This is a genomic window from Paraburkholderia sp. J10-1 (assembly GCF_905220165.1).
In the GTDB taxonomy this organism is placed as follows: Bacteria; Pseudomonadota; Gammaproteobacteria; order Burkholderiales; family Burkholderiaceae; genus Paraburkholderia.
This window is the reverse complement of record NZ_CAJMYW010000006.1, coordinates 247,780-258,260: the sequence shown is the minus strand read 5'-3', so window position 1 is coordinate 258,260 and position 10,481 is coordinate 247,780. Positions and strand designations below refer to the sequence as shown.

Annotated in this window: 17 protein-coding genes and 1 tRNA gene; 9 read left to right on the top strand and 9 right to left on the bottom strand. The window is 62.8% G+C overall.

Features of this window, described 5'->3' with window-relative positions:
* Positions 1-206 precede the first annotated feature (206 nt).
* Positions 207-377, top strand: coding sequence for a hypothetical protein (locus tag U5A65_RS20840; protein ID WP_321947187.1), 171 nt, complete (start codon positions 207-209; stop codon positions 375-377).
* Positions 378-506: 129 nt separating this feature from the next.
* Here the strand turns inward: U5A65_RS20840 and U5A65_RS20835 are convergent, their stop codons facing one another.
* Together U5A65_RS20835 and U5A65_RS20830 are read right to left on the bottom strand one after the other, a co-directional pair.
* Positions 507-905: a hypothetical protein gene (locus U5A65_RS20835; protein WP_321947186.1), complete on the bottom strand. Its 399-nt coding sequence runs from the start codon at positions 903-905 to the stop codon at positions 507-509.
* A gap of 43 nt (positions 906-948) precedes the next feature.
* Positions 949-1,257 carry a hypothetical protein gene (locus U5A65_RS20830; protein WP_321947184.1) on the bottom strand — a complete coding sequence of 103 codons (309 nt, stop codon included), beginning with the start codon at positions 1,255-1,257 and terminating at the stop codon, positions 949-951.
* Positions 1,258-1,610: 353 nt separating this feature from the next.
* Here U5A65_RS20830 and U5A65_RS20825 point away from each other — a divergent pair, with 353 nt between their 5' ends.
* The 8 genes from U5A65_RS20825 (at position 1,611) to U5A65_RS20790 (ending at position 4,695) form a co-directional block, all read left to right on the top strand.
* Positions 1,611-1,760 (top strand): hypothetical protein, encoded by a 150-nt coding sequence (locus U5A65_RS20825; RefSeq protein ID WP_321947182.1) that lies wholly within the window; start codon positions 1,611-1,613, stop codon positions 1,758-1,760.
* Between the two features lie 228 nt (positions 1,761-1,988).
* Positions 1,989-2,171, top strand: a complete 183-nt coding sequence (locus U5A65_RS20820; RefSeq protein ID WP_321947180.1) for a hypothetical protein — start codon at positions 1,989-1,991, stop codon at positions 2,169-2,171.
* Positions 2,172-2,217: 46 nt separating this feature from the next.
* Positions 2,218-2,601, top strand: a complete 384-nt coding sequence (locus tag U5A65_RS20815) for a hypothetical protein (RefSeq protein ID WP_321947178.1) — start codon at positions 2,218-2,220, stop codon at positions 2,599-2,601.
* A gap of 42 nt (positions 2,602-2,643) precedes the next feature.
* On the top strand, positions 2,644-3,150 hold the full coding sequence (locus tag U5A65_RS20810) for a hypothetical protein (RefSeq protein ID WP_321947176.1): 507 nt from the start codon (positions 2,644-2,646) through the stop codon (positions 3,148-3,150).
* Positions 3,151-3,251: 101 nt separating this feature from the next.
* Positions 3,252-3,578: a hypothetical protein gene (locus U5A65_RS20805; protein ID WP_321947174.1), complete on the top strand. Its 327-nt coding sequence runs from the start codon at positions 3,252-3,254 to the stop codon at positions 3,576-3,578.
* 147 nt (positions 3,579-3,725) lie between these two features.
* On the top strand, positions 3,726-4,007 hold the full coding sequence (locus U5A65_RS20800) for a helix-turn-helix transcriptional regulator (protein WP_321947172.1): 282 nt from the start codon (positions 3,726-3,728) through the stop codon (positions 4,005-4,007).
* A gap of 12 nt (positions 4,008-4,019) precedes the next feature.
* Positions 4,020-4,247: a hypothetical protein gene (locus U5A65_RS20795; RefSeq protein WP_321947171.1), complete on the top strand. Its 228-nt coding sequence runs from the start codon at positions 4,020-4,022 to the stop codon at positions 4,245-4,247.
* A 25-nt stretch (positions 4,248-4,272) separates the two neighbouring features.
* Positions 4,273-4,695: a hypothetical protein gene (locus U5A65_RS20790; protein WP_321947170.1), complete on the top strand. Its 423-nt coding sequence runs from the start codon at positions 4,273-4,275 to the stop codon at positions 4,693-4,695.
* A gap of 74 nt (positions 4,696-4,769) precedes the next feature.
* Here the strand turns inward: U5A65_RS20790 and U5A65_RS20785 are convergent, their stop codons facing one another.
* The 7 genes from U5A65_RS20785 to tolR form a co-directional block, all read right to left on the bottom strand.
* Entirely contained in the window at positions 4,770-5,840 is a 1,071-nt protein-coding gene (locus tag U5A65_RS20785) for a site-specific integrase (RefSeq protein ID WP_321947168.1), read from the bottom strand.
* Positions 5,841-6,014: 174 nt separating this feature from the next.
* Positions 6,015-6,090 (bottom strand) — tRNA-Lys (locus U5A65_RS20780).
* A gap of 188 nt (positions 6,091-6,278) precedes the next feature.
* A complete protein-coding gene (gene ybgF / locus U5A65_RS20775; RefSeq protein WP_321913786.1) occupies positions 6,279-7,028 on the bottom strand; it encodes a tol-pal system protein YbgF in 750 nt (249 codons plus the stop codon).
* A 23-nt stretch (positions 7,029-7,051) separates the two neighbouring features.
* Entirely contained in the window at positions 7,052-7,558 is a 507-nt protein-coding gene (gene pal, locus U5A65_RS20770; RefSeq protein WP_042266217.1) for a peptidoglycan-associated lipoprotein Pal, read from the bottom strand.
* Positions 7,559-7,576: 18 nt separating this feature from the next.
* Positions 7,577-8,869, bottom strand: a complete 1,293-nt coding sequence (gene tolB / locus U5A65_RS20765) for a Tol-Pal system beta propeller repeat protein TolB (RefSeq protein WP_321913787.1) — start codon at positions 8,867-8,869, stop codon at positions 7,577-7,579.
* Positions 8,870-9,015: 146 nt separating this feature from the next.
* Positions 9,016-10,017 carry a cell envelope integrity protein TolA gene (gene tolA, locus U5A65_RS20760; protein ID WP_321935069.1) on the bottom strand — a complete coding sequence of 334 codons (1,002 nt, stop codon included), beginning with the start codon at positions 10,015-10,017 and terminating at the stop codon, positions 9,016-9,018.
* Entirely contained in the window at positions 10,014-10,460 is a 447-nt protein-coding gene (gene tolR / locus U5A65_RS20755) for a protein TolR (RefSeq protein WP_158758513.1), read from the bottom strand. The genes tolA and tolR overlap by 4 nt, the downstream gene beginning before the upstream one ends.
* Positions 10,461-10,481 lie beyond the last annotated feature (21 nt).

Below are 10,481 nucleotides of genomic sequence, written 5' to 3'. Positions count from 1 at the left end.
CCGATTTACAGCTGTACCGGCAACCTGGCTCGTCCAGTTGCCTGTATTACCCGTCTTCACACTGACCGGGCGTTTCTGCCCGGGGGCGCAGTGAGGGAGCGGAGCGCATTCCAGCGAGAGCCCGGCAAGCCCTGCCGGGGGCAGCCTCGCGCGTTCCGTTTCCAAGGTCGGCTGTGTTTGCGTCATCTCAAAACCGGAGAGACCACATGGTCGGAAGTTCGCACCCGCATCAGAGCAAGCGGCCTCACCAGGGGCCGGGCACGTCGGCTGTCTTTGCGCTCACCACGATTGCCCAGACAGCGCATCCGTCGCAGGCGGTCCTGGCGCTCATCGTCGTGGCGATTGTCACGGTGGGGGTTTTCGCGCAACGGCGCTAGACACCCACTGTCACACCGCAGGCGAAGTCGTTCGCGCGGGCCCTCTGTGTGGGGCCCGCGTGCTGCTGCTCGCCTTCAGAGTTCATCGGGCCGGCGGTTACGGCCCGCACAGCCTCCGTGCGCATCCAGTTATGCACGGACCTTGCGCCCGGGCGTCTTCACGATCGCGGCCGGGTGGTCCACGCCGGCGACCTCCGCTGCATCGGCCAGTGCGTTGCGCCGCTTCATGTGTTCTTTCTGGTCTGGCCGCGTCCAGGCCGGAGCCTTCGGTGCGCGCGTGTCCCACTCCGCGATCGCGAAACGGCCAGTCGTCACGCCGAGCTCGCGCACGACCTTGAGCGCGGCGCCCGGATCACGGAAGGGGCGACGCTCGCGGCCATTCGACGTCACGAGCTCGGCGATCCCCGCCTCACGGGTTTCGAGCTCGACATAGAAAGCGCCTTTCTCGGCACGCAGGATCGCCGAGAACACGCCGCCCGCCTCGACGGCGGCGCGGGCCTGTGCGACATCAAAGGAAACACGTGGCATGGCTGATCACTTGATGAGGATTCCGTAACAAATACTCAACCGTTCACCGGCCGGGGCGTTTGCGTGCCAGCTGCGCGTCCTGCACGGCCTTGAAATGCCCGTTGGTCGCGTCCGACAGCGCATTGATCCCGTCGGACAGGGGGGAGTACGCGCAGGCGAGGCCCATGCGGTACAGCAGGTTGATCATGGCGATCGACTGGTGGTGATGGACGAACGCCATGCGGTAGTCCTGCTCGGGATCGTCGCTCTCGTGGGCGGCCTGCTGCAGGTGCCAGTCGATTTCCTTCTCCACGAGCTCGCGCAGCTGCGGGTAGGTGAGGGCGTGGCCGGGGGAAGGCGTCGGGTCGGACATGGGGTCTCCGGGGGTGGGGAAATTCTCACGAAATATTGTATTCGGTTCCACGCAATTTGGTATTGCGTTGTTTTCAGGGGTAAGATGCATTATCAGTTCGCAGTGAAAGCCTTGCCAGGCAAGGGTTTGCGGCCGGTATTTGACATAACACCTGTTGTCAGTCGGTCTGTCCCTCGCCTCGCCCGCGCCGTCTGCACCGGGCACGACGTACCAGGGTAAACCCCTAGTCGATTTCGACCGGATTTTCGCTTCGCACGCTGCGCGCAACCATAAATAAACATACCCCTCACCCTTCCCCGTTTTCGGGTCGGGCCGCGATTCACGCTGAGGGCGTCACTCTATAGGAGAACAAAATGAAAACGAAACAAGCTCATCACGCTATCACCTCACCCCTGACAGGCACCATCGTGCGCTTCGATCCGAACGGCCTGCCGTTCATCAGCAACGAGAACGCCGTGTGCCTGTTGTGGACGCCGCGCGTCTGCTACGTGCGCCTGCGCTGAGCATGACAGGCTGAGCCAGCTGGCCCGATCGGGCCAGCGCCGGCACCGCGACCCGGTGCCGGTCATCTTCTGGCAAGTGCCTGATTTCATGCGCTACAAAAGTTTTGTAGCCGCACAACACCGGCCCGGTGCCGGCAACATGGACACGATACGATAGGGTGTGGCTCACCCGGTGAGCCACCCACGCTGCGATACTGCCGGACATCATGACGGTTGACGGAGGACAGCATGCAGCGCAGCCAGGCATACCGCGACGGCTATCGCGGCTATTACGACGGCGAAGCCCAGCAGGACAATCCCCATGCCGAGTTCACGCCCGGCTGGTCCGACTGGAACAGCGGCTGGCGTGAGGCCTCGGCAGACCACGAGGACAGCAAGGCCCGCGAACGCTGGCCGGATGATGACGCGTAACGCCACGTTCTCCACGTCCGGAGTACGCCCCAAGGAGCCCCACGCCATGAGCCCGGAACTGACCACGCAGCTGTACGAGCGCTACCCGCTGATCCTTGCGCGCCGCCCGCGCCTGGGCTGCGGGGATGGCTGGTTCGACCTGCTCGACACGCTGTGCTGGAGCCTGCAGAACGAGACCACGCACAACGGCGGCCCGCAGGTCATCGCCAGCGAGATCAGGGAAAAAATCGGCGGCCTGCGCTTTGGCGCGGGTCCCGCCAACGAGTACCAGCGCGGCATGATCCAGATGGCCGAAGCCACCAGCAGCCGGATCTGCGAGGTATGCGGCGACCGGGGAAAGACCATCGGGCCGGAGTGGTTCCGGACCCGCTGCGAAGCTCACGCGCACAGCGAGATTCACCATGACCACGCGTCACCCGGGCTTTCATAGGCCCGTCCCCGCGCGAAGCCCTGATCATTGTTTTAGCCCGCCATGCTGCTCTTTCTCGACACGGAATACACCGGCCTCGGCCAGTCGCACCCGAAACTCATCAGCCTCGCGCTCGTGGCCGAAGACGGCGCGCGCGAGTTCTATGTCGAGCTGGCCGATACCTGGACACCCGCCGACTGCACCCCGTTCGTGCAGCGCGAAGTGCTGCCGCTGCTCACCGGGCCGCGCCTGCAGCGCGCAGAGGCCTGCGCAGCGCTGCGCGAATGGTTCAGCCACGCACCGCGCGCCGTGCAGGCCGCCTGCGATTCGGAAACCGACTGGCGTTTCCTGCTCGATCTGCTCGGCCAGCCGCTGCCGGCGAACCTGGCCGCACAGTACTGCGATCTGCGCCCGCTGGTCGACACCACGGTCTACGATCGCACGGTGGCCGCGTACTACGGGACGCACGCCCGCGAGCACCATGCCCTCGCCGACGCGCAGGCTTACCGGCACGGCTGGCTCGCCTGGATGGATGCCCGCAAGGCTGCCACGGCGAACGCAAAACCGTAAATCATTGATTTTTCGGACTGATATAGTATGGCAAGATGCCTCCGCTGCGGATCGCTTCGCGGAACCTGACCATTCGCAGTACAGAATAAACCCCACGCATCATGAGCCGAAGCCGACGCAAAACTCCGATCTTCGGGCACACCACACACGAGAGCGAGCGCGACGACAAGAAGCGCTGGCATCAACGCTGGCGAGCCCGTGAACGTGCCACCCTGGCGAGCGCGGCGCCCGAGGCGCTGGCCGATCATGTGACGCTGCTACTTAATGAAGCGGGTAACGTCTGGAGCATGAGCAAGGACGGTAAGACCTGGTGGCCGCCCGGCAGCCAGGTGCTGACGGCGGAGCGGATCGCCCGCGAACTGGGCCGCACTCCGCGCGAACGGGCTGCGCTGAAAAAGCGCCTGCTGCGTAGGTGGATGACGAAGTAACGGACGTTGCACCTGCTGGGCACGCGCCACACATGCACGTGCGATCTCCGTTCCGGCAGGTGCCGGATGTCACGCGTCGGGATAGTATGGAAGGCCAGGGGCGCGGCCCGTATCGGGCCACCCTCGCGGCTGCGTGTGATGGGGGCAATGATGGACAGGCTGACTGATCTGCGTGATGAACTGATGCGCGACGACGCGTTTCGCAAAAGCTATGAAGCACGCACAAGGCTGGTTGAGTACGGACACAGGGTTCGCCATGTACGTGAAATGAGGCAGCTGACTCGGGCACAACTGGCCGCGCAGCTGAACATGACCGAATCCGGGATCACCCGTCTCGAAAATGGCGAGGGTGTTGACGGACCGACCGCCGGGATGAGACAGGCGCTGGCCCAAGTGCTGGGCACGCCGGATCTGAACGACACACCATAGGGAATGCTCACCATGCAAGCTGCACCGACTGCACGCCAGTGGGACCAGGCGCGCCTTCGCATCAAGAACGTGATCGAGGGGCCCAATACCGACATCGACCGCATGATCGCGGCCGTGCTGGAAACCGGAGCGCTCACACCCGCGCTGAAAACGGAATTTCCGCTGCTCGCGCGCAACGAACTGGCCCAGCGCGTGGAGGCCGCGGTGCGCGCGGCCATTCCATTGCAGGCACATCACTGAGCGTTAGGCACCGGGAGAGCGCCCCGTGCCGGTCGAAGCGATGAACGAGGCCATTGCAGCGGCCACCGTTGCGGGCGCACTACCCGCTCGCGCGGGATGTGAAATTCTGAAAAAACATCCTTTCCAATCAGGGACTTCGAAGTTTGAATTCCCGGGATCGGACCGTCGATCACGCGGCCTCTTTCGCGGCCGCGATGGCGTGAGCGGCAGGATTACAAAAAAAAAGAGCCTTCAAAACATGGGCTTAATAGTTTTAAGTCACACGATCATGCGCGTTTTCGTCGACTGCGAGTTCACTGATTTCATTGAGTGCGAGCTCATCAGTCTCGCGCTCGTGGCCGATGACGGCCGCGAGTTCTACGGCGAGCGCTCGGACTGTTGCGCGGCGACAATCATTTTGGCCGACCGGCCAAGCTGCTTGACGCTATCTAATTGGTCTCACGACTAGCTACATCCGGGGATGTACGGCGTCAACTATAGGTGCTTGCGGTCACCCTAGTTGACGTCGTTCAGACAGGTTCGCTATCCAAGTTTCACGAGCAGGTCGGCGGGGTTCAGGTGGGTGTAACGCTTGAGCATTTGCATGGACCGGTGGCCGGTGACGCTGGCGACTTCGAGCGGGTGTAACCCCTTCTCGAAGAGCCGGCTCGCAGCTTCATGACGCAAGTCGTGCCAGCGTAGGTTGGGGAAACCGTTGTCGCTTTTCACAACACGCTTCCAGACCAGCAGGACGGCATTGCATGTTGTGCCGAAAACTGGACCGGTCAGCTCGCCTAGATCGACGTTCACTGGGCCGAATCGGCACAGTTCGGGATTGGTAAGCCTGTCACGTTGCCAGAGGGCAGTAAGGGCGCGCAGCACGTCCACTGCGCGACGAGTTAGCGGTAGCCGAGCTGGCACGCCCTTGTTTTCGGCGCCACGCGCCTCGGGCGGGAATTCGATCATGCGAGCCGGAAGCTTGATCCATTCCCAGCGCAGGATGAATAGCGTGCCTTGGCGCAGACTCGTTTCGATCGCCAGTTCGAACGCAGGGGCGGCCCATGGGTTCAGACTGGCCGCAAGCCGTGAACGGAGGGCCTCGAATTCGCCAGGGAGAAGGCGGCGATCCCGTGCGCGGCTGCCAGATGGCTTTCGAATGTTCTTCAGGGGATTCATGAGCGTCTCAAATCCCCATTCCTTTCGCGCAATCTCGAACAGGTGGCTGATGATTTGGAGTTCGAGGCGGATCGTGTTTTCGGCTCGGCCGGCTGCCCGGCGGGCGTCCCGATATTTCGCGAAGTCAGTGCCACGCAGCACGGCCAGCGGTCGCCACGCTAGGTCGTTTTTCTTCCAGCGCGCGATGCGGGTTCGTTCTTGGCCGGGGTAGCGTTTGGTCGGCACGATCTCCCGGGCGTATCTGTCGAGTGCATCGCCCAGTGTCGTGCGCTCGGCTTCGGAGCGGTCGACAAAGATGCCGATGGAGATTTCGGCCTCGATTCGCTGGGCCCACTCCCGGGCTTGCTGCTTGGTGTCGAACGTGCGGTAGATCGGTTTGTGTCCGCGCTTGCGGACTTCGGCGCGCCAGTAGGCGCCACGCTGGCTGATGTATGCCATTCTGGAGACTCCATGCGAAAGATTGGTTTCGCTTGGTCTGGATTCTCCGCTCCGGCAAATTTCCGGCAAAGGGGACAGTTAACGCACTGACCGCCCAGGTTCGAGACGAAAAAAAAGCACCCCGATTACTCGGAAGTGCTTGATTTTCCTTTCTAACCTGCCCGAAAGGGGAGGTGGTAGGCCGTACGGGATTCGAACCTGTGACCAACGGATTAAAAGTCCGCTGCTCTACCAGCTGAGCTAACGACCCAAAAGAGAAGCGGGATTATAGCGGCGTATGGTCGATGCGTCAACTACTGCGCCACGAAACCAAAGGAAAGTGCAAAGGAAAAGGCCCGGAGCACGCCGTGCCCCGGGCCTTCCTTGTACGCGAGAGGCGCATTTCGCGGCATCGGCAATACGCCAGTGCCACATCACGCCAAAACCAGCCAGCAGCGCTTATTTGAGCTGTGAAAGCTTGCTCTGCGCCGTCTGGGCGACATCCGAGTTGCCGTATTGCGAAACGACCTGCTCGAGCGTGCGCTTGGCTGCAGCCTTTTGCCCCTGCTCGATCTGATTGTTCGCAATGGCCAGCAGCGCCTCCGGCGCGCGCGGATGCTGCGGGTACTTGCTGACGACGTTCTGCCACGTCGCGGTCGACCCCTTGTAGTCCCTCAGCGCATAGAGCGCGTTGCCGAGCCAGTACTGCGCGGTCGGCTGGTAAGGACTCTGCGGGAACTTCGCGATGAAGCTGCGAAACGATGCTGCCGCGTTCTTGAAGTCGCCGTTGCGGAACTGCTGCGAAGCGGCGTTGAACGCTTCCATTTCACCCGGCTGAACCGTGCCTTGCACGCCGTCTACGGTCTCCTGCTGCGGCTCGAACTTCTTGAGTCGCGTGTCGAGATCCGTGTAGTAGTCCTTCTGTTGCTTCTGCAGGGTTGCCAACTGGTTCGCCATGTCCTCGTTCTGTCCGCGCAACGTGGCGACCTGCTGGTTGAGCTGGTCGAGTCGGTTGGACTGGTCGAGGATCGTGCGTTGAGCGGCGGACAGCTGGTTGGACAAGCTGTCCGTTTTCGCGCGCAGGTCGAGAATCGCCTGGCGCGCCTGATCGTCATCGAAGATACCCGCGTGAGCCGGCAGCGCCGCAAAGGCGACGCCAGCCACGCAGGCGGCTGCGGCTACGCGCAGCGGGGAGAAACGGTGCGACATACGCCCCTTCATCCAATGCTCAATTACTGTTGATACACGAGGTCAGCACGGCGGTTTTGCGCCCACGATGCTTCGTCGTGGCCCGTTGCGACCGGCTTTTCCTTACCGAGGCTGACAGCTTCCATTTGCGAATCGGGCACGCCCATCAGCGAGAGGGCGCGACGGACTGCTTCAGCACGCTTTTGACCCAGCGCCAGGTTGTATTCGCTCGTGCCGCGCTCGTCGGTGTTGCCCTGGATCAGGACGTGACGTTCCGGGTGCGTCTTGAGGTACTGTGCGTGAGCTTGCAGCAGCGACTGGTAGTCGTCCTTGACGGCGTAGCTGTCGAAATCGAAGTACACGCTGCGCTTGGCGAGCGGGCTGTTCGGGTTGTTCAGCTCATCGACGTTCACCTGGGCGACCGCGTTCGGGTTCGGCTGGGTGTTCATCGCGCCTGCGTTCGGGTTCGTTTCCTTGACACCCGACTTACACGCTGCCAGGGCACCGATCATCAAAACGGCCAAGGCCAGGCGTACTTTCTTCGACATCATTTTTGCTCTCCTGAAGTGTTATTGCATAAAAGGACCCCAGGACGGCTCGCGTACGCTGCCGCCCTGAACGGACAGGATTTGCCGCGTACGACCGTCGGTCGATACAGCAGCCAGCACGCCACGGCCGTTCACCTGTGTGGCGTAAAGAATGTACTGACCGTTCGCCGCGAAGCTGGGCGATTCGTCATGTGTCGTGTCAGTGAGCGCCGTGGCGACACCGGACTGCAGATCTTGAATGTACAGCTTAAATCCGCCACCCGTGCGTGAGATGTACGCCAGTTGCTTGCCGTCCGGGCTGACCTTCGGGCTCGTATTGTAGTTGCCGGTGAACGTCACACGCTGTGCCGCTCCGGTGCTTTCGCCCTGGGCCGGCATCCTGTAAATCTGAGGCTGGCCGCCGCGGTCGCTCGTGAAATAAATCGAGCGTCCGTCAGGAGAGAAGTTGGGTTCGGTGTCGATCGTCGTGCCTTGCGTGAGGCGGTGCAGGCCGGAGCCGTCGGCATTGACGGCGAAGATCTGCGTGTTGCCCGTGCGCGACAGTGCTACCGCGAGCGTGCGGCCATCGGGAGACCATGCCGGCGCCGAATTGTTGCCCTTCTGGTCCGAAATGATTACGCGGCGACCCGTAGGCAGGTCATGCACGTAGACGATCGGCTTCTTCTTTTCGAAAGAGACGTAAGCGACCTTGGTGCCGTCGGGCGACCAGGCCGGCGAGATGATCGGCTCGGGGCTCGAGAGCGCGATGTGCGCGTCTTGTCCATCGGAGTCCGAAACCTGCAGTTGGAAGCGGCCGCCCGTTTTGATGACGTACGAAAGACGCGTGGCGAACACGCCGCGGTCGCCGAGCAGCTTTTGATAGATGTAGTCCGAAACCTTGTGCGCGCTCATGCGCAGGCCGCTTGCGGGGCTCGTGAGCACGAGGCCGCCGAGGCTTTCGCCCTTCACGGTGTCGTAGAGCTTGAAGCGAACTTCGTACTGGCCGTTGGCGAGCTTGTTCACGCTGCCCGCCACGAACGCATTGGCGCCCTTGGCCTTCCAGCTGCCGAGGTCGACGGAGTCGTTTTCCGAAATCGGCGCGCTGCCGGCGTCGATGTTGGTGAATTTCCCGCTGCGTTGCAGGTCGGCGCGCACGATGGCCGCGACCTGTTCGGGCGAATTCGCTTCACCGGCAAAATTAGCCGTGGCGATCGGGAACTGGGTGGAGCCCACGCCGGTGACGAGGACGTTGAGTTGTGCGTTCGCCGCGCCGCCCGCCGTGATCAGGCAGGACGCGACGAGGGTCCGCAGGCCAAGCTTCGTCATCAATGTCATGCTGTGATATTTCCTGAAAAAAGCAATTTTGTCATACCGCGCAACAGCAGACTGACCCGAGATTGTTCGAATCGTTCCTTGTTCCGCTGCTTGTTCTGCTGTTGCGCGCCGGCTTTCCTCAACCTTTCTGTGATTTGCGCTCGCTGTTAGCCCGCCGGGCGCAAGGTGATCTTGAAGCTCGAAGGCGCCTTGCCGTCGGTATCGACAGGCATCGGATCCGAGCGCTGGACCGCTCGCAACGCGGCGGCATCCCACGACTGGTTGCCGCTGCTGCGCGTGATCGTAGCGCCAAGCAGCGTACCGCTCGGCGCGCATCGCACCGCGATCTCAGTTTCGAGGCCTGACGTTTCGCCTGACCAGACGATGTTCGGCCGAACGGCGCGGCGCACCTTGTCTGCATAGCCTGGCGACGTCGCATTACCGCCCGAACCGCTGCCGGTGCCGCTCTTCGCGAGACCATTGCCGCTCGTGCCTTCGCCGCCGCCCATCGAGCCTTGCATCTGTGCGATGCGGGCGCGGCGGTCCGCGTCAAGCTTCTTCGCGTTGGCATCGGCTTGAGCCTTCGCCTTGGCCGCCTTCTCGGCGTCGGCCTTCTTCTGTGCGTCGAGCTTCGCCTGCTTCTGCTGCTCTTCTTCCTGCTGCTGCTTCTTCAGCGCGTCCTGCTGCTGTTGCTGCTGCTTTTGCTTCTCTGCCGCGGCCTGTTGCTGTTCCTGCTGCTGCTTGAGCTTCTGCGCCTTTTGCTGCGCGGCGAGCTGCGCAGCCTGCTGGGCCGCGAGCTGCTGCTGGCGTTTCGCGTCGGCTTCCTGCTGCGCTTTCAGACGCTGCTGCTCGGCCAGTTGCGCCTCGCGCTGCGCTTCCTGCTGCTTACGCTTTTGCTGTTGCAGCGCGATGTCGGCGTCCTCGGTTTGCGGCGGCGGCGGGGCAGGGGCGACCGGCGCGGGCGGCGGCAGCGGCTTCGGCGCCGACAGGTCCGGCACTTCGGTCCACAGTTCCGCCTCTTCACCCGCCGGCGTGCTGTTCTGCCAGTGGATGCCGTGATAGAGGAACAGACCGAGCAGCGCGTGCATGATCACCGCGAGGGCGATAGCACGTCCCGTGCCACGCTCGCGCGGAGGCTGCAGCGGATACGAATCTTTCTTCCGGGTCATTGCGATTTGACGAGCAGTCCGACACGTTTGACGCCGTGCGACTTCAGGTCGGACATCACGTTCATCACCGTCTCGTATTTGACGGACTTGTCGGCGGCGATCACGACGGGCTGGTCGGGATGGCTCTGCTCGCGATCGGCGACGAAGCCGTTGAGATCGGCGCGCGTCATGGTTTCCTGCTGCGTGGCGCCGGAGTCATCCTTGTAGCGTACGCTCAGATTGCCGTCGGGGCGAATGTTGACCACGACGGGCGGCACCTGCTGCTGCTGCGACGCGCCGCCGACGGTCGGCAGATTGACGATGGACGGCGCCACGAGCGGCGCGGTCACCATGAAGATCACGAGCAACACCAGCATCACGTCGATGTACGGCACGACGTTGATGTCGGCCATCGCACGGCGCGAGCGGCTGCCTCGCATGCTCGAACGGACTGAGCCTCCCATCTTCGACTCCTTGCTTCGTGA

Coding starts and splice junctions, on each gene's coding strand:
- U5A65_RS20840 (WP_321947187.1), top strand. CDS start 207: ATGGTCGGAAGTTCGCACCCGCATCAGAGCAAGCGGCCTCACCAGGGG.
- U5A65_RS20835 (WP_321947186.1), bottom strand. CDS start 905: ATGCCACGTGTTTCCTTTGATGTCGCACAGGCCCGCGCCGCCGTCGAG.
- U5A65_RS20830 (WP_321947184.1), bottom strand. CDS start 1,257: ATGTCCGACCCGACGCCTTCCCCCGGCCACGCCCTCACCTACCCGCAG.
- U5A65_RS20825 (WP_321947182.1), top strand. CDS start 1,611: ATGAAAACGAAACAAGCTCATCACGCTATCACCTCACCCCTGACAGGC.
- U5A65_RS20820 (WP_321947180.1), top strand. CDS start 1,989: ATGCAGCGCAGCCAGGCATACCGCGACGGCTATCGCGGCTATTACGAC.
- U5A65_RS20815 (WP_321947178.1), top strand. CDS start 2,218: ATGAGCCCGGAACTGACCACGCAGCTGTACGAGCGCTACCCGCTGATC.
- U5A65_RS20810 (WP_321947176.1), top strand. CDS start 2,644: ATGCTGCTCTTTCTCGACACGGAATACACCGGCCTCGGCCAGTCGCAC.
- U5A65_RS20805 (WP_321947174.1), top strand. CDS start 3,252: ATGAGCCGAAGCCGACGCAAAACTCCGATCTTCGGGCACACCACACAC.
- U5A65_RS20800 (WP_321947172.1), top strand. CDS start 3,726: ATGATGGACAGGCTGACTGATCTGCGTGATGAACTGATGCGCGACGAC.
- U5A65_RS20795 (WP_321947171.1), top strand. CDS start 4,020: ATGCAAGCTGCACCGACTGCACGCCAGTGGGACCAGGCGCGCCTTCGC.
- U5A65_RS20785 (WP_321947168.1), bottom strand. CDS start 5,840: ATGGCATACATCAGCCAGCGTGGCGCCTACTGGCGCGCCGAAGTCCGC.
- ybgF (WP_321913786.1), bottom strand. CDS start 7,028: ATGTCGCACCGTTTCTCCCCGCTGCGCGTAGCCGCAGCCGCCTGCGTG.
- pal (WP_042266217.1), bottom strand. CDS start 7,558: ATGATGTCGAAGAAAGTACGCCTGGCCTTGGCCGTTTTGATGATCGGT.
- tolB (WP_321913787.1), bottom strand. CDS start 8,869: ATGACATTGATGACGAAGCTTGGCCTGCGGACCCTCGTCGCGTCCTGC.
- tolA (WP_321935069.1), bottom strand. CDS start 10,017: ATGACCCGGAAGAAAGATTCGTATCCGCTGCAGCCTCCGCGCGAGCGT.
- tolR (WP_158758513.1), bottom strand. CDS start 10,460: ATGGGAGGCTCAGTCCGTTCGAGCATGCGAGGCAGCCGCTCGCGCCGT.